We start from the raw sequence: 16811 nt of genomic DNA, 5'->3' as shown, positions 1-16811 counted from the left end.
TGGCTCATCACGAAGAACGGGTGCGTCCGGCGGCACACAGGAGCGGGCGGCAGCCCTGGCCGTGCCAGCCCGACATGTGAGGCCCGGGCCCCGGGGTCAGCCCTTGTTTTCCCCACCACTCGCAGGGGCCGGGGCGGCCGCGCGCACCACCGTCTCCGCGTTGAAGTCCTCCTGGCTGCTGGGCCGGAGGCTCGAGGACGACAGGCGCGAACTGCTGGCCTTCTTCCAGTACTGCCGCGGCGGCAGCGGCTCCACCTGCGGACCCGATACGATGCGCGGCCAGAAGTCGCACTCGACCAGCCCCATCCTCTTCACCAGCACCTGCCGCTCCTCATAGAGCCGGGCCGCTCCTGCCACATCCCCCAGCTCCTCCAGCGCCTCCGCGTACCGCTGGAGCGTCGGAATCTGGTTGCTCAGGTTCGCCACCGCCCGCAGCCGCGCCATCGCCTCGTCCGCCCACGTCCGCACCTGCGCCACCGTCCCACCCGAGAGCGCATGCAGGTGCGCCAGCCCGATCAGGCACAGCGGCGCGGCCTGCTCGTCCATCGTCCCGGCGCTGGCCAGCTCCAGCCCCTTCTCGTACGCCGCCTTCGCCTCGACCTGGCGGCCGGCGACGAACTCCACATCCCCCAGGTACGCATACGCCAGGGAGCTGCCGTACAAGGTGCCCTGCTGCTTCGCCAACCCCAGCGCGTGGTTCAGCAGGTGCCGAGCCCGATCCAACCGGCCAATGTGGAACTGGTGCCGCCCCGCATAGAAGGTACCCATGCACACATACAGCCCGGTGATGCCGTGGGCCTCACTGAAGGCCAGCAGCTCCGCGCTGCGCTGCACCCCTTCATCCCACCGGAACTCCGCCTCGGCGATGACGGAGTAATAAAAGGTGGAGGCCGCCATCCGCACCGGGTTGCCCAACCGCAAAGCAATCCGCGCCGCCGAGGACGCATACTCCCGGGCCTTCTTGAACTCGCCGCAGTACGCCAGGGACAGCGCGAGGATGCCCTCCGAGTGCGTCTGCTCCACGTACTCGCCCGCCTCCGCCGACTGCGCCGCCGCCTCGGTGAGCATGAGGATCGATGGCCCGAACCGCCCCGAGCCCGACAGCGCCCGCCCCATGATGCTCAAGGGCGCGTACAGGTAGGAGCGCAGGTGCGGCTCCGTCGCCAGATCCAGGCACGTCTCGCTGCACTCCAGCGCCTTGGGGAAGTTGCCCTGGGCATAGTAGGCCCGCGCCCATGAGCTGTTCAGCGCCAGCCGCTGCTCCGGCGTGCAGCGATCGAGCATCGCCTGCCCCAGGTCCAGGTACCGCAGCATCTCGGCCGCGCTGCCCAGCAGACAGCCGATGCGCACCAACCCATGCAGCGACTGGACCAACAGCTCGTCCCGCTCCGCCGAGACGGGCTGCGAGCTGGCCACCGTGAACGCCTTGCGCAGGTGCTGGCCAGCGCCAATGGGATCCAACAGCCGGTCCGCCTCGAGCCCCGCCTCCAGGTAGGCGCCCGCGGACCGCAGCGGCTGGCCCGCCTTCTCCCAGTGGTAGCCCAGCGTCCCCGGAGGAGCCCCTCGCTGCTGCAGCCGCTCGCCGATGCGCCGGTGGATGTCCGCCACGTTCTCCAGCCGCCCGTCCGATGCCAGCCGCTCGCGAATCGTGTCGTGCACGAAGGTGCACCGGTCTCCCGACACCACGCACAGCCGCTGCTCCTCCGCCGCGGTGATGGCCGCCCGCACCTCTATAGGAGCAAACAGGCCCAACGCCTCCAGGTCCGACAGCCGGAACCGCCGATCGAAGAGCGCGGCCACCCGGAGCACTCGCAGCACCTCTTCGTCCAGCCGCTCCAGCGCGCGCCCCACCACCGTGGACACGGAGTCCGGAGGCCGGTACTCGCCCCGCAGCCGGTCCGACAGGCGGATCCTCCCGTCCTGCTCCCGGGAGAGGTACCCGCCCACCTGCAAGTCTCGGATGATCTGCGCGCTCACCAGCGGGTTGCCGCTGGCCAGGAACGGCACCGACTGCACCAGCGCCTTCACCACCGCCGGACTGGCCCCACCCGCCAGCCTCGCCAGCAGCTGGTCATTCTCCTCGGGACCCAGCGCCTCCAGCGTCACCATCTCCAGCTCACCCGTGCGCGCCAGCCGGGGCGGCGGACGGGTGGTGCACAGCAGCAGCACCCCCGGAGGCGGCGACGCGGTGAGTCGAGAGAGCACCGCCAGCGTCCCATCGTCCGCCCAGTGCACATCCTCCAGCACCAGCACCAGCGGCCGCGCCGCTCCCAACGCCGTGAGCAGGTGCACCAGCGCCTTGCCCACCCGCTCGGCGCCCAGGCCCTGGACGATGACGCCCTCGTTCTCGCGCTCGGAGCCCTCGGGCAGCAACCGGCTCAGCTCGGGCACCAACCGCCGCAACTCCTGGGCCTCGCCCGCCAGCGCCTGCCCCGCCACATAGCGCACGCGGTGCCCGGGCTCGCTGCGGATGCCCATCAACAACTCCACCATCTGCCCCAGCGCCTCGCGCAGCGGCGAGTACGGCACCAACTCGCCCAACTGCCGGCACCGCCCGTACCCCACCAACACCCGCGCGCTCACCTCCTGCGCCAGGAGCACCTCGGAGATGAGGCGGCTCTTGCCCATGCCCGCCTCGCCCACCAGCATCAGCGAGCGACCCTGCCGGTCCCCCACCGAATCCACCGCCTCGCGAAGCAGCGCCACCTCGCGCGCGCGGCCCACGAAGGGCGCGTCGTCGGTGACCATCTCCGGAGGCAACACCACCACCCCATCCCCGGTGTTGCCGTGCAGCAGGTCGAAGTAGATCCCCTTGAGGCGCGCGGCCAACCGGCTCGCCCCGCCGAAGCGCTGCGCCACATCCGGATCCAGCAGCGAGCGCACCAGCCCCGCCACCGGCGAGGGCACCAGCGGCGCGGCCTGCTCCAGCGGCGTCATCTTCCCCGCGCGCTTGAGCGAGCCCAGCGCCGCATACGAGGAGTTGCTGGGGAACGGAAGGATGCACGAGAGCATCTCGTACAGCAGCGTCCCCAGCGCGTAGAGGTCCGCCTTCTCCGTGAAGCGATCACCCGTGCCGAAGAAACCCTCGGGGGCCATGTACGCCAGCGTCCCCGCCATGGGGCCGCCCTCGTGCGTCCGGAACCCGTTGGACAGCCGTGCCAGACCGAAGTCCAGCACCTTCACCTTCGGCTCCACGGGATCCGTAATAATGATGTTGGCCGGCTTCAGGTCCAGGTGGAGCACCTTCAGCTCATGGCAGTACGCCAGCGCCTCGGCGATGCGCCGGGTGAGCTGGAGCGCCTCGAGCACCTCCAGCGGGCCCTTCTCCTGCAGGTAGTGCCCCAGCACCACGCCGTGCACCATCTCCATCACCAGGTACAGGCGCCCATCCTCCAGAAAGCCGTACCCCAGCACCTCCACCAGCGAGGGGTGCCGCAACCGCGCCAGCGCCTCGATTTCGTTCTGCTGCCAGACGAGTTGCTGCGCGGTGATGGACTTCGCCGAGTGCTTGCTGACCTTGATGGCGACCAGCCGCTGCTCGGAGTCCCGGGCGCGATACACCACGCCAAAGCCGCCGGAACTCAGCGTGTCCTCGATGACGTACGCCCCCACCTGCGTCCCCGGGGTAAGCGCGCCGGGAACACTCTTCACGTCGGGTTTTTCCGGCGGAGGTGGTGCCATCGTCCTGGAAAAGTCCAAGCATGCCAGCTTGAGGCGACTGAAGCGAATCCAGAGAAAGCGACCCAGGAGAAAGGCGGGGCGCCTGTGACTCAACCCGCTACATCCCGCGTGGGAGAGCCGAGGGCCATCTTTCGTTGAAAGCCCCCAGTCCGCGGCCTAACTTTCGAGCCACCCACTGGTGGGGCCCCTCCGAGGCAGGCAGATGCACGGCGCGCGGCCTGCCCGGCCCGGTGCTCCACACGACAACCGAGGAGAGCACCGTGGCAGACCATGTCCCGCTCGAGGAGATCGGCCGGGAAGTCCGAAACATCATTGCCGGCGCATTGAAGAAGCCGGTGGAACAAATCCCACTGACGGCCAGCCTCGAGAGCGGGCTGGGGATCGACTCCATGGCGATGATCGAGATCAACATCGCCCTGGAGGAGCGCTTCCGCTTCGCCATGCCGGACATGGCGTCTCCGGCGGAGGCCAACCTGCGAACGGTGGAAGACCTGGCCCGCTTCGTGGCGAAGCTGCTGTCCCAGCAGAAGGGGAAGCCCTCATGACGACGGCCACGACGAACCTGGGGCTGCGGCACCCGGACGAGCGCGTCGCCGCCCAGCGCACTCCGGAGGAGCAGCGAGCGCACGAGGCCCGCGAGGTGGCTCAGCACTACGAGCACAACCCCGAGATTTTCAGTCTGGTACTGGACAAGCGGCTGGCGTACTCGACGGGGGTTTTCCTGTCTCCCGAGGAAGACCTGGAGACGGGGCAGGAGCGGAAGTTCGCGCGGGTGGCGGCGAAGCTGAACATCCAGCCCGGGGAGAAGGTGCTGGACGTGGGGTGCGGCTGGGGGAGCCTGCTGCTGTACCTGGCGCAGCACACGCAGGGCGACTTCCACGGCATCACCCTGAGCAGCAGGCAGCGCGAGGTGGCGCTGCAGCGCGCGAAGGACTGGGGCGTGGCGGACCGCGTGAAGGTGGAGCTCAAGCACGTGGAGGAGCTCAACCCGGCGCCGGAGAGCTACGACGTGGTGCTCTTCTCCGGGAGCATCGTCCACATGCACAACCGGGAGACCATCCACCAGCTGGTGGGGCGCACGCTGAAGCCGGGCGGGCGGCTGTTCATCTCGGACTGCTACTTCCCGGCGCAGCAGCGCGGGGACCGAGACAGCAGCGCCACGCGCTACATCTTCGTCACGGCGCTGGGCTACTGCCGGCTGCTGACGCTGTCGGAGGAGCTGGGGCTCATCGAGCAGGCGGGGTTGGATCTGCTGCACGTGGAGGACCTGACGAGCTCGTACGTGCAGACACTGGGGTATTGGATCGACAACGTGCGCAAGAACCGCGAGCACATCGAGTCCATGGCCCCCGGCTTCGCCAAGGTGCTCCAGGGCTACATGATGGTGGCGAAGCTGTCCTTCGCGAAGCGCACGGCGCTCGAGTACATGATCCTGGCGACCAAGGGCGCGCCCAAGGTGCACGTGGCGGGCTGGCCCATTCCGGGGAGCGCGAAGTGAGTGGGTCCAGGACGCTGGCCGGCCTGCTGCGGTCGCGGGCGCAGGCCGAGGGGGGAAAGCTCGCCATCCGTTATAAGGAGGGGGACGCGTGGCTGTCCCGTTCCTGGGGCGAGACGTGGGAGGAGGCGCGAGCGGTGGCCGCGGCGCTCCACGCTCGGGGCGTACGCCCAGGGGATGGAGTGCTGCTGCTGGTGCCCGAGGTACGGCCCTCCGTCAGCACGCTGTTCGGCGTGTGGGCGCTGGGCGCGGTGCCGAGCATCCTCGGCGTGCCGTATCGGCTGGCGGACCTGGACAGCTACCTGGAGCAACTGAGGATCACGGCGAAGAAGCTGGACGCGAAGGCGCTGGTGCTCTCGGGGATGTTGGCGGAGATGGCCGGAGACAGCGGCGGTGAGGGGCTCGCGCTCATCATCGCCGACTCGCTGGTGGAGGAGGGCCGTGCGTCCTCCTTCCAACCCGAGCCGGAAGCAGCTCCGGGCCCCTGTGTCGTTCAGCTCACCAGCGGCAGCACCAGCAACCCGCGCGGCGTGGTGCTCTCGCACGAGAAGGTGATGCTGCACATGGAGAGCATGAGCCGGGCCCTGCCCTCTCCGGCGCATGCGGTGGCGGTCTCCTGGCTACCGCTGCACCACGACATGGGGCTGTTGGGGGGACTGCTGTTCCCCTTCTTCAACGACTTCCCGGCGCACATGCTGTCGCCGCTGGATTTCCGGCAGCGGCCCTTCTGCTGGCTGGAGACGATGAGCCAGTTCCGAGGCACCATCTGCGCGGCGCCGCCCTCGGCGTACGCCATCTGCATGGGGCTGGCGAACCGGGCGCGCGAGGCGGGGTTGGACCTGAGCGCGTGGGAGGTGGCGATGATCGGCGCGGAGCCCATCTCGCCCGAGCTGTTGCGGCGCTTCTCGGACAAGTTCGCGCCGTGCGGCTTCCGGGCCGAGGCCTTCTTCCCCGTGTACGGGCTGGCCGAGGCCACGGTGGCGGTGACGTTCCCGGAGAAGCTGGCACCCACGGTGGTGGACCACGTGGACCGCGTGGCCCTGGAGCGCGAAGGCCGGGCGTTGCCCTGCGAGGCCGTCCCCGGGTCGCTGGGGCTCACGGGTGTCGGCCGCCCCATCCCCCACACCGAGGTGCGGCTGGTGGATGAGCAGGACCAGTCGGTGCCGGAGCGCACGCAGGGAGAGATCCTCGTGCGCTCGGCGACGCTGATGGATGGCTACTACCGGGAGCCGGAGCTGACCTCGGCCGCCGTGCAGGAGGGCTGGCTGCGGACGGGGGACGTGGGCTACCAGGCGAAGGGCTCGCTCTTCATCACCGGCCGGAAGAAGGAGCTCATCATCAAGGGTGGCCACAACCTGATTCCGTCCATCCTCGAGGAGATCGCCTCCACGGTGGAGGGAGTGCGGGCCGGGTGCGTGGCGGCGGTGGGCGTGCGCTCGGAGCAGCGGCAGACGGAGCTGGCCTACGTGCTGGCGGAGACGAAGCTGGAGGCCGAGGCCCAGGTGGCCCTGGGCGAGCGCATCCGCGAACAGCTCCGGGCCCACGGCATCACCATCGACCACGTGATGCTGGTGGCGGCGGGCGCGCTGCCCAAGACGACGAGCGGGAAGCTCAAGCGCAAGGCCATCTCCGAGGCCATCGCCTCGGGCCAGCTCACCGGCACGCTGGCATGAGGCGTGGGGCTCACTGGCCGATGACCTTGGCCTCCAGGCCCATGAGGGTGGGAGGCCGCACGAAGCGGCCATACCGCCGGCTCTTGGCGTACCAGGCGATGTGCCCGTTCACGCTGTCGATGATGGTCGTCGCGTAGGCCAGCAGGTCCCCGTCTTCGGGGAAGGACTCCTCGAGCTTGAGCGTGATGTGGGTGATGTCGGCGGCCAGCGAGTTGAGCTGGTCGAGCAGCGTGTGGAAGCGCTGTGACAGCGAGCTGCGCTCATTTCCCTGATCGAGCAGGAAGACATTGTCCAGCTCGCCGCAAGCAATCTCCTTGGCCAGCGAGAAGACATCGTTGATCAGGATGACGTGGCGGCAGGCATTCGTAAGCAGCAGCTTCACGGGGTGCAGCTGGCGGCGCATGGGGGACAGCGAGACGCCCTGGATGATCAGGAACGACTCGATCGACTGGACATAGGAGATGGTCTGCTCCCGGTTGTGCATGTACGTGGACAGCGAGGGTGAGTAGCCCGCGTCGGTATGAGCACCATGCTCCCAGGCCAGCGCCTCGAAATATTGGGCCATGCTGGCGATGAACCAGGAGAGCTCCATCCCGCTCTCGAGCGCGCGTTGGCGCACTTCCAGGAGCACCTCGAGGAACGGCTCGATGAGCGGGAAGTCCGCGGCATGCCCCTCCACACGAGGCCTCTCTCCCATGAGGCACCGCATGAAGAGGCCGAAGACCTCCTGGAGCTGGCCGTAGCTCAGGTAGTGGGACTCGGCGCGCACGTCGATCAGATTGTCCAGCGCATCATCCAGCGTGAAGATGAACGCCTGCAGTTGGATGAACCACACCGAGCGGCGGAGCAGTACATCCGGCAGCGTGCACGCCGCCAGCGCGGCCAGCCGAGACTGACAGAATTTGTGGAAGTAGGGCTCTCCCTTGCGTACGAGCCCCGTCTTCACCGCCCAGGCGATACACTCCTGCTCCGCTTGAGCGATCTCCTCGGGTGTGGCGACGGGACGCGGCCAGCCGTGGCCGGCAACATCCACGAGGTTCAGTCGTCCTTGCAGGCGGGCGCGTGACACCGTTCCGAGATCGAACTCGACAGCCGGTGAAGGGCTGAGACTCTGCATGGCGGGGGGACCTCCAGAAAGATCGTACGCCACGCCCAGTCAGGACGCTTGAGGACATGTATCGAAGCGGAACGAGCAGAGGGAGCTGGCCGCGGCGAGGGCGCACGGTACGCGCTCTTCAGCCCTCAGCCCAATTTCAGCAGCGCGTCCTTCCAACCTCCAGAGAGCACCGCGTCATCGGGTCCTCCTGAGACGGGAGGCCCCCTGTCGGCCGCACCGGGTCCAAACTGGTATGGCAGGCATACCAGTTGGCCGTGTTCTCGCCCGACGGGGTTCCTCCTCGGGCGCAGCCCCTGATGGCTCTAGGATGACCCCATGACATGGGAGCAACTCGTCAAGCTGGGCGCCGAGCTGCCCGAGGTCGAGGAGGGCCTCTGGTACGGCACACCGTCGCTCAAGGTCCGCGGCAAGGGCTTCGTGCGCCTGAAGGAAGACGGTGAGTCGGTCGTCTTCATGCTCGAGAGCGTCGACGAGCAGGAGTTCCTCATCCAGGCGATGCCGGAGCTCTATTTCATCACGGACCACTACCGGGGCTATGCCTTGGTCCTGGCACGGCTGCCGAAGCTGCGCGCCCCCGAGTGCCGCCGCAGGCTCGAGCAAGGCTGGAGGTTCAAGGCGCCACAGAAGCTGGTGAAGCAGCTCGACGCGGCCCAGGGCAAGCGGAGCCCTCCGAAGAAACGCCCGGCGCGCGGTTTATCGTCCGTTTAAAATCGGGGCGTAGGGTTCTTCTCATGAACCCACGCGACCGCCTGACAAGGGATGTACCCGCGCCCCACGGCGCCGCCTCCCTCAAGAGCTTCATCCACCTCATCGCCTCGACGAAGCCCTCGCTGCCCCTGCTCATCACCGCCCTGGTGCTGAGCGTGAGCTCGACGCTGGTGAGCCTCTTCGTCCCGCTCTTCACCAAGAACCTGGTGGATGGCTTCTCGCTGGCCGCCCTCAACTACCGCCAGATGGCGCTGATCGCCGCGGCCTTCACCCTCCAGGCCGCCACCAGCAGCATCTCGCTCTACCTGCTCACCTTCGTGGGCCAGCGCATCGTCGTCGGCATCCGAGACCGGCTCTGGAAAAAGCAGCTCGCCCTGCCCGTCCGCTACTTCGACGCGCACGGCACCGGAGACCTCATCTCCCGCATGGCCAACGACACCGCCGTCGTGAAGGCGCTCATCACCGAGAACCTCTCGAGCTTCGTCTCGGGCATCCTCGCCATGGTCGGCTCGGTCAGCCTCCTCATCTCCCTGAACTGGAAGATGGCCCTCGTCATGCTGGTGGCCCTGCCCGTGGGCATCGGCATCATCGTGCCCCTGGCTCGCAACATGCGCCGGGTGGCCATCGGGGCGATGGACGAGAACGCCCGCTTCACCGCCCTGCTCGCCCAGGTGCTGTCGGAGATCCGCCTGGTGAAGGCCTCCAACGCCGAGAGCCGCGAGTACCGCAAGGGCCAGGAGACCGTCGAGCGGCTCTTCCAGTTCGGCCTCAAGGAGGGTCGAGTCCAGGCGCTCGTCGGGCCGATGATGGGTCTGGTAATGATGGGCCTGCTCGTCCTCGTCATCGGCTATGGCGGGCTGCTCGTCTCGTCCGGACAGCTCTCGGCGGGAGACCTGGTCGCCTTCATCCTCTACCTCATCCAGGCCGTCATCCCCGTGGGTCAGCTCACCAACTTCTTCGTCCAGCTCCAGAAGGCCCGCGGCGCCACCCAGAGCATCATCACCCTGCTGGAGACGCCCGAGGAGAAGCCGGAGGAGGGAGTGCACCTCGAGGCGGCCCGCCTGCCCATCCGCTTCGATCAAGTGAGCTTCAGCTACCTGCCGGGCGAGCCCGTGAGCCGGGAGATGAGCTTCTGCCTGGAGCCTGGCACGGTGACGGCCATCGTCGGCCCGAGCGGCTCGGGCAAGACGACCCTCTTCTCGCTCCTGGAGCGCTTCTATGAACCGGACTCCGGGACCATCCTCATCGGCTCGAAGCCGCTGAAGGAGTTCTCCCTGGCCTCGTGGCGCCGCCGCATCGGCTACGTCCCCCAGGAGAGCCCGCTCATGGCGGGGACGATCCGCGAGAACATCGCCTATGGCCTCGACCGGGTGCCGAGCGATGAGGAGCTCGCCGAGGCCGCTCGCCTGGCCTATGCCGACGAGTTCATCCAGGGCCTGCCCAACGGCTATGACACGGAGGTGGGCGAGCGGGGCGTGAAGCTCTCCGGAGGACAGAGGCAGCGCATCGCGATTGCCCGGGCGTTCCTGCGCAACCCCGACATCCTCATGCTGGACGAGGCCACCTCCAGCCTGGACAGCACCTCGGAGCACTTCGTCAAGCTGGCCCTGGAGAACCTGATGCGCGGCCGGACGACGCTGATCATCGCTCACCGCCTGTCCACGGTGATGGACGCCGACCTCATCCTCTTCGTCGAGAAGGGGCGGCTGACGGGGCGCGGCACCCACTCGGAGCTGGTGAACAGCCACGAGCTCTACCGGAGCTTCGCCGAGCAGCAGCTCCGCCCCCACGACCTCCGAGAGGCACGTGCCTGACTCGCGGGGTGTTCCCTGTAGAATGTGAACCCAGGAGGGCGCATGGCGAGGATCATGGTCGTCGATGACGACCCCCACATCCGCGAGGTGGTGCGGCACTTCCTCGGGACCGCGGGCTTCGACGTCGTCGAGGCCTCGGACGGCCGGGAGGCCCTGCACCTGCTGGAGCGGACCCAGACCGACCTGCTCGTGCTGGACGTGATGATGCCGAAGATGGACGGCTGGCAGCTCTGCCAGGAGCTCAAGCGTCTGCGAGACGTCCCCATCCTGATGCTCACGGCGAAGGGAGAGACGTCGCAGAAGCTCAAGGGCTTCGAGCTCGGGGCCGATGACTACCTGGTGAAGCCCTTCGAGCCCGCGGAGCTCGCGGCCCGGGTCAAGGCGCTGCTCAAGCGCTACCGCATCGAGGCTTCGCAGAGCGTGCAGGTCGGCAAGCTCTTCCTCAGCCGGAAGACGTACCTGATCCAGGCGGGCACGGAGAGCCTCACCATCCCCATGAAGGAGTTCGAGTTGCTCTTCAAGCTGGGCAGCTCGCCTGGGAAGACGTTCAGCCGGGAGCAGCTCATCCAAGCCGTCTGGGGCCCGGACTTCGAGGGTACGGATCGCACCGTGGACGTGCACGTCAACCGCCTGCGCGAGCGCTTCCCCGAGGAGCGCTTCGGCTATCGCATCACCGCCATCCGCGGCCTGGGCTATCGACTGGAGCTCGCACAGTGAAGGTACCCTCCCTGAAGCGCACGCCTCGCCTCAGGGCCGTGCTCGTCACCCTGGCCTTCCTGGCAGGGCTGATCGCGGAGTGGACGCTGGTGTCCTGGCTCAAGGCTGCCGCCCTGGCGGCCCTCGGTGTGCAGCTCTCTCCCTACATCAGCCAGGTCATCGATCTGGTGGTCTCGCTCGTCCTGTTCGGCTTCATCATGAAGTTCATCGGAAAAGCCTTCTTCAACTGGCGGATGACCATCTTCACCGTGTTGAACGACGCGCTGAGCCGCATCGCGCGAGGGGACTTCTCCGTCAGCGTCCCGGTGGAGGAGGCGGACGATGACATTCGGGAGAACCCGGTCCTCAAGGTGGCCGTCAACATCAACCAGGTGGCCGAAGCCCTCCAGCGCATGGAGGCGATGCGCCAGGAGTTCATCTCGAATGTCTCCCACGAGATCCAATCGCCCCTCACCTCCATCCGGGGCTTCGCGCAGGCCCTGAGAGAAGGCGGGCTGTCCGAGGAGACCCGTCAGCACTACCTCACCACCATCGAGGCCGAGAGCCGGCGCCTCTCGCGGCTGAGCGAGAACCTCTTGAGGCTGAGCTCGCTGGACTCGAAGGCCCACGCCCCGGTCCCGCGGCGCTACCGGCTGGACAGCCAACTGCGCGAAGTGGTCCTGGCCGCCGAGCCTCAGTGGACGGCCAAGGGGCTCGACATCGAGGCGGACCTGGACGCCGTGTACCAGACCGCGGACGAGGACATGCTGAACCAGGTCTGGACCAACCTCGTCCACAACGCGATCAAGTTCACTCCCACGGGCGGGAAGATCGGGATCGAGCTGCGGCTCGAGGACAAACAGGCCCTCGTGCGGCTCACGGATTCGGGGATTGGCATCTCGCCGGAGGACCTGCCCTTCGTCTTCGACCGGTTCTACAAGGCGGACAAGGCTCGCAGCCGCACGGATACCTCGGGTGGAAGTGGACTGGGGCTCGCCATCGCCCGGAAGATCGTCGAGCTCCACGGAGGGCGCATCGAGGCCCTGAGCGAAGGCCTGGGCAAAGGCTCCTGCTTCGCGGTACGCCTCCCCTCCGCGGAGCCCTACCTGAAAGCACCCGAGCCTGCTTCACCGGACACATCTTCGGAGCTGGGAGCGGAGCAGGGAGCGCAGCCCGACACGGTTCAAAGTGCACGCTGGAGGCTCGACGGGTAGAAAGGGCGCCTACTCCACGAGAGGGTCGGATGCGTCCAACGCAGCAGGACGGGAAGACGAAGAAGGCAGCGGCACCCAAGAAGACCGTGGCGAAGAAGGCCACCGTGAAGAAGGCTCCAGCCAAGAAGGCCCCGGCGAAGAAAGCGTCTGCGAAGAAGCCGGCCGCGAAGAAGGCCGGTACGCAGGGCGAGCTGCCGATCCTCTCCTTCACGAAGCCGGAGGCGTGGTCGGACTGGCTCGACAAGAACCACGCATCCTCGCGCGGTGTGCTGCTGAAGTTCGCCCGCAAGGCATCCGGCATCCCCTCCATCACCTACCAGGAAGCGGTGGAGGTGGCGCTCATATGGGGCTGGATCGATGGTCAGGCGAAGCGGCTCGATGACACCGCCTGGCTCCAGCGATACACCCCACGAAGCCCCCGGAGCATCTGGTCCAAGATCAATCGCGAGAAGGCGCTGGTGCTCATCGCGGCGGGGAAGATGAAGCCGGCAGGGCTCGAGCAGGTCGAGCGCGCGAAGAAGGACGGGCGTTGGGAGGCTGCCTACGACTCGCCGAAGAGCGCAACCGTGCCCGACGATCTGTCCGCGGCCCTCACCGCCAATCCGCGCGCCGCCGCGTTCTTCGCCACTCTGAACTCAAGGAACCGCTACGCCGTGCTGTTCCGTCTCCACCACGCGAAGAAGGCGGAGACGCGCGCCCGGCACATCGCCACCTTCGTCGAGATGTTCGCCCGGCACGAGAAGCTGCACCCCTGAGGCGTGGGGGACACGCCGCTCATGGGAGCGCCGCCTCGATGATCTGCTGACACGCCGTGGACGCCGCGACGGCCGCATCATGCGTCTGCTCCAGCGGCCCCACCGCGGGATGAACGAGAACCTGGATCTCTCCTGTCCGGAGCACGAAGTTGCTGTGCCGGGGCATGATCTCGAACGCGCCGGAGACTGTCACAGGCAGCACGCGCACCCCCGCACGAGAGGCGATGTGGAACGCGCTGTTGTGGAACGGGCGCACCTTGCCATCCGGGCTCCGCGTCCCCTCCGGGAAGAAGACGGTGGACCAGCGCCGAGCCACCCCCTGCTGCGCCTGCTGGAGCCCGGGCAACGAGGCCCGCATGCTGCGCGGATCCACGGAGATGTGACCGAACAGCCGCATGGCCCACCCGATGAGCGGGATGCGAAAGGCCCCACGCCGGGCCACCATGCGCACGGAGGTACGTGGCTGGAGCGCCGCCACCACCGCCATCGCATCGAGCAGGCTCTGATGGTTGGCGACGATGATGTACCGCTCGTCCCGGAAGGCCTGCTCCGCGCCACGCACCGTCAGCCGCGCGCCCACCAGCGCGAGGATGCCGCGCGCCCAGAGGATGGAGCAGACGTCATGCACCCGCTGGCGCCGATCCAACGGGAGCGCCAGCAGGGCCACCGGGATGAACACCACCAGCGAGAGCATGGCCCATCCCACGGCCAGCACCGTCCTCAGGACCTGGACTGGGCGGGAATAGGTGCGCTCGGGCATGGAGCGCTTCTACTCTCCGAGGAACTGGCGACTCCAGTGGCGAAACGCGGGAATGGAGCGCTCTTCCGGTGAGAACAACGGCTTGGGCCGGTAGATCTTGTTCTCCCAGATGGGGATGTCCTCCTCCACCTGCCGGATGATCTCCGCCACCAGCGCCTTGACGACATTCTGGCTGGATCCCGGCAACGCGGGCTGCCGGGCGAAGAAGGTGTGCCTCAGGGTGACGTGCTCGGGCCCCACCGGAACAGCGGCGGAGATGAACGTCACATCGGTGATGCCCGTGAACCGGATGGCCCAGTAGCCAGGCCCATACGCATCGGCCTGGATGCGGCCGTTCACCGGACCTCGCGGAGTGGGCTGCACCACCTTCGAGTCCATGCGGAAGACATGGTCCTGCGAGGAGAACTCACTCACCGGCTGCGAGAGCAGGCTGTGGACGTATTGGAAGTGGGTGGAGTCCGCGATGTTCTCGGAGATCTCATTCACGTGGGTGCGGATGCGCCACTGCTTCTTCTGGAAGAGCACCCAGCCCTCGGAGCGAGCCTCGGGGAGTTCCGGCACCCGCCAGGGCGGCTCCAAGCCCTCGGGCCCATGGTGAACGAGGATGATGCCGTCGAGCTCGTGCACCGGCCACGCGCGCACCTTCGCGCCGGAAGGAATCTTGCCCGCGTGGGGGACCTCGACGCAGGTCCCCTGGCCGTTGAAGCGCCAACCGTGGAAGGGACACTGCAGGTTGCCCTTCTGGACACGTCCCCCATGGCCCAGGTGTGCTCCCAGGTGTGGGCAGTAGGCATCGAGCGCATGAACCACCCCATCCTCTGTCCGGAAGAGCACCAGCTCGCGGCCGAAACAGGACAGGGGCATGACTCCCCCCATGGGCAGCTCATCGGACCAGGCAACCTGGAACCAGCCGTGCGGATAGGAAGTGAAGGGGAAGCGAGGGTCCATGGCCTGCTGGACATGATAGTGACGGGAGCCGGGTGCTCCAACCACCCTCCAGGACAGTCCTCCACCTCGGGAGGCCCACGCGCCGCCTCGGACGAGCTACCGGTGCAGCAGCCGCTCCAGACACGCCAGCAGCTCGCTCACCTGCTCTCCCTTCTGGAACACGGCATCCACGGGGGCTCGCGTACCGAAGCTCTGCTGCCCCGACACGAGCACCAGCTTCGCCTCGGGCAGCTGGCGGCGAATCAACGGAATCAGCTCCCACCCGTCTCCATCCCCCAGCGTCGAGTCCAGCAGCACCGCGTCGTACCGCGACGGCCCCTGCAGGCACCCGGCGAGCTGCGCACAGGACTCGGCGATGACCACGGTGAAGCCCGCGTCCTCCAACAGCGCCGACAGCGTCAGCGAGTTGGCCAGATCATCCTCCACGAGCAGCAGGTTCCGCCGCGGTGCTCCCGAGTTCTCCATGGGTCCCCCCTCCGTGGTTCCTCGCTCACACTCCGCCAGCGGCTCCGGGCTCCTCCGCGATGGGAAAGGAGACCCGCGCCCGCGTGCCCACGGACTCGCCTGCCTTCAGCTCCACCCACGCCCGGCCACGCAGCGCCAGCCGCTGGACGATGCACAGCCCCACCCCCGCATGCCCCGGCTTCGTCGTCACGAACGGCTCGAACGCCCGCGATCGCTGCTCGTCGCTCATCCCCGAACCGGTGTCGGTCACCTCGAGGATGACGCGCCCCTCGTCGCCTTGCAGCGTCCGCACCCCCAGCGTGCCGCCCTGGGGCATCGCCTCCACCGCGTTCTCGATGAGACAGCGGGTGAGCAGGGCGAAGTTCTCTCCATCTCCCTCCACCCGCGATTTGTCCTGCCAGGTGCGCTCCACGCGAATGGCCGGAGGAATGTGCGAGACCGCCAACGCCCGCTCCGCCGCATCGCACAGCACCACCCGCTCCTGCGCCGCCGGGAGCACCGCCAGGTTGCGAGCCGACAGCAGCTCCTCGGCCGAGGCCAGCTCACGGTCGATGAGCTGGAAGAAGACCTCCACCCGTGGATCCGCCTTCCACAGGTCCGTCTTCTGCGTCTGCTTCATCAGATAGTACGAGGCGTTGCGGATGCTGGAGAACCGGTTGCGCAAGTCATGGCGCAGCACCGCCGTCAGCACCTCTGCCACCGCCGCGCGCTCGCGGGCCTCGACCCCTGGAGTTTGCTCGTCCATGTCAGTTCCTCGTCAACGCGCGTCCACGGGCTCGCGCGATTGTCTGGGCCAGCTCCCGGATGGAGATGGGCTTGCGCATGCAGGACACGTCCCCCAGCGCGGCCACCTGGCGCATCATCTCTGGCACGTCATGCCCGGACACGGCGATGAAGCCCACCGGCTGCCCCACCCCTCGCAACCGCTCCACCACCTCCGGGCCCGTCATCCCCGGCATCACCAGGTCCACCACGCAGATGTCCACGCTCCCCGAGCGCATGCGCTCCACCGCCGCGTCCCCGTCGTAAACGGCCTCCGCGCGTACACCGCACAGCCGCAGCCCCTCCACCGTGGCCTCCGCCACATCCCTCACGTCATCCACCACCAGCACCTCGGGAGTGCGCGCCGCGCGCCGCAGCGTCCGCAGCAGGTGCTCCACGTCGAAGGGCTTGTGCAGCACGGTGAAGACGCCCTCGGCCAGCGCATCATCCACCAGGCTCTCCTGGGCGAACGCCGTCATCAGCACCACGGGCAGCCCCGGCTGCTCGCGCCGCAGGTGACGGTTCAGCTCCACCCCGTGCAGCCCCGGCATGCGGATGTCCGCCAGCACCACGTCCACGGGCTGCTGCTTCACCAGGCTCAGCGCCTCTTCGCCCGTGGAGGCCTCGACCACCTGGTGCCCTTCCAGCTCCAGGTTCGCCGCGAGGGTGATTCGCATCGACTCTTCGTCATCCACCACCAGGATGCGCGCCGTGCTCACGGGG

15 protein-coding genes are annotated in these 16811 nt (G+C 67.9%); 8 read left to right on the top strand and 7 right to left on the bottom strand.

Annotated features, from left to right (window positions below):
* Window positions 1-96 precede the first annotated feature (96 nt).
* The gene (locus tag KY501_RS14105) at window positions 97-3651 is read right to left on the bottom strand and encodes a serine/threonine-protein kinase (RefSeq protein WP_224363449.1); all 3555 of its coding nucleotides are present in this window, start codon (window positions 3649-3651) and stop codon (window positions 97-99) included.
* A 290-nt stretch (window positions 3652-3941) separates the two neighbouring features.
* On the opposite strand from KY501_RS14105, the gene KY501_RS14100 reads away from it, so the two are divergent.
* Genes KY501_RS14100 through KY501_RS14090 form a run of 3 tightly spaced genes read left to right on the top strand, consistent with a single transcriptional unit; the run spans window position 3942 to window position 6849 of the window.
* Window positions 3942-4226, top strand: coding sequence for an acyl carrier protein (locus KY501_RS14100; RefSeq protein WP_224363448.1), 285 nt, complete (start codon window positions 3942-3944; stop codon window positions 4224-4226).
* Window positions 4223-5179: an SAM-dependent methyltransferase gene (locus tag KY501_RS14095; RefSeq protein WP_224363447.1), complete on the top strand. Its 957-nt coding sequence runs from the start codon at window positions 4223-4225 to the stop codon at window positions 5177-5179. Before KY501_RS14100 ends, KY501_RS14095 begins: the two co-directional genes overlap by 4 nt.
* Window positions 5176-6849, top strand: coding sequence for an AMP-binding protein (locus KY501_RS14090; protein WP_224363446.1), 1674 nt, complete (start codon window positions 5176-5178; stop codon window positions 6847-6849). Before KY501_RS14095 ends, KY501_RS14090 begins: the two co-directional genes overlap by 4 nt.
* 10 nt (window positions 6850-6859) lie before the next feature.
* Here KY501_RS14090 and KY501_RS14085 read toward each other — a convergent pair whose 3' ends face one another.
* Window positions 6860-7966 (bottom strand): terpene synthase family protein, encoded by a 1107-nt coding sequence (locus tag KY501_RS14085; RefSeq protein WP_224363445.1) that lies wholly within the window; start codon window positions 7964-7966, stop codon window positions 6860-6862.
* Between the two features lie 315 nt (window positions 7967-8281).
* On the opposite strand from KY501_RS14085, the gene KY501_RS14080 reads away from it, so the two are divergent.
* Genes KY501_RS14080 through KY501_RS14060 form a run of 5 tightly spaced genes read left to right on the top strand, consistent with a single transcriptional unit; the run spans window position 8282 to window position 13153 of the window.
* Window positions 8282-8674 carry an MmcQ/YjbR family DNA-binding protein gene (locus KY501_RS14080; RefSeq protein WP_224363444.1) on the top strand — a complete coding sequence of 131 codons (393 nt, stop codon included), beginning with the start codon at window positions 8282-8284 and terminating at the stop codon, window positions 8672-8674.
* Window positions 8675-8697: 23 nt separating this feature from the next.
* Window positions 8698-10488: an ABC transporter ATP-binding protein gene (locus KY501_RS14075; protein ID WP_224363443.1), complete on the top strand. Its 1791-nt coding sequence runs from the start codon at window positions 8698-8700 to the stop codon at window positions 10486-10488.
* Window positions 10489-10530: 42 nt separating this feature from the next.
* Window positions 10531-11205 (top strand): response regulator transcription factor, encoded by a 675-nt coding sequence (locus tag KY501_RS14070; RefSeq protein ID WP_224363442.1) that lies wholly within the window; start codon window positions 10531-10533, stop codon window positions 11203-11205.
* On the top strand, window positions 11202-12398 hold the full coding sequence (locus KY501_RS14065; RefSeq protein ID WP_224363441.1) for a sensor histidine kinase: 1197 nt from the start codon (window positions 11202-11204) through the stop codon (window positions 12396-12398). The genes KY501_RS14070 and KY501_RS14065 overlap by 4 nt, the downstream gene beginning before the upstream one ends.
* A gap of 29 nt (window positions 12399-12427) precedes the next feature.
* Entirely contained in the window at window positions 12428-13153 is a 726-nt protein-coding gene (locus tag KY501_RS14060) for a YdeI/OmpD-associated family protein (RefSeq protein WP_224363440.1), read from the top strand.
* A gap of 19 nt (window positions 13154-13172) precedes the next feature.
* On the opposite strand, the gene KY501_RS14055 is transcribed toward KY501_RS14060, so the two are convergent.
* The 5 genes from KY501_RS14055 to KY501_RS14035 all read right to left on the bottom strand — a co-directional run bounded on the left by KY501_RS14055 (window position 13173) and on the right by KY501_RS14035 (window position 16807).
* Window positions 13173-13913 carry a lysophospholipid acyltransferase family protein gene (locus KY501_RS14055; protein WP_224363439.1) on the bottom strand — a complete coding sequence of 247 codons (741 nt, stop codon included), beginning with the start codon at window positions 13911-13913 and terminating at the stop codon, window positions 13173-13175.
* Between the two features lie 9 nt (window positions 13914-13922).
* Window positions 13923-14861 (bottom strand): Rieske 2Fe-2S domain-containing protein, encoded by a 939-nt coding sequence (locus tag KY501_RS14050; RefSeq protein ID WP_224363438.1) that lies wholly within the window; start codon window positions 14859-14861, stop codon window positions 13923-13925.
* A gap of 96 nt (window positions 14862-14957) precedes the next feature.
* Window positions 14958-15326, bottom strand: a complete 369-nt coding sequence (locus KY501_RS14045; protein WP_224363437.1) for a response regulator — start codon at window positions 15324-15326, stop codon at window positions 14958-14960.
* Between the two features lie 25 nt (window positions 15327-15351).
* Window positions 15352-16071 (bottom strand): sensor histidine kinase, encoded by a 720-nt coding sequence (locus KY501_RS14040; RefSeq protein ID WP_224363436.1) that lies wholly within the window; start codon window positions 16069-16071, stop codon window positions 15352-15354.
* Between the two features lies 1 nt (window position 16072).
* Window positions 16073-16807: a response regulator gene (locus KY501_RS14035; RefSeq protein WP_224363435.1), complete on the bottom strand. Its 735-nt coding sequence runs from the start codon at window positions 16805-16807 to the stop codon at window positions 16073-16075.
* Window positions 16808-16811 lie beyond the last annotated feature (4 nt).

Origin of the sequence: Hyalangium versicolor, assembly GCF_020103695.1 — a bacterium.
GTDB classification, from domain to species: Bacteria; Myxococcota; Myxococcia; order Myxococcales; family Myxococcaceae; genus Hyalangium; species Hyalangium versicolor.
Note: the sequence above shows the minus strand (reverse complement) of the source record. Positions and strands in the feature narration are given on the sequence as shown.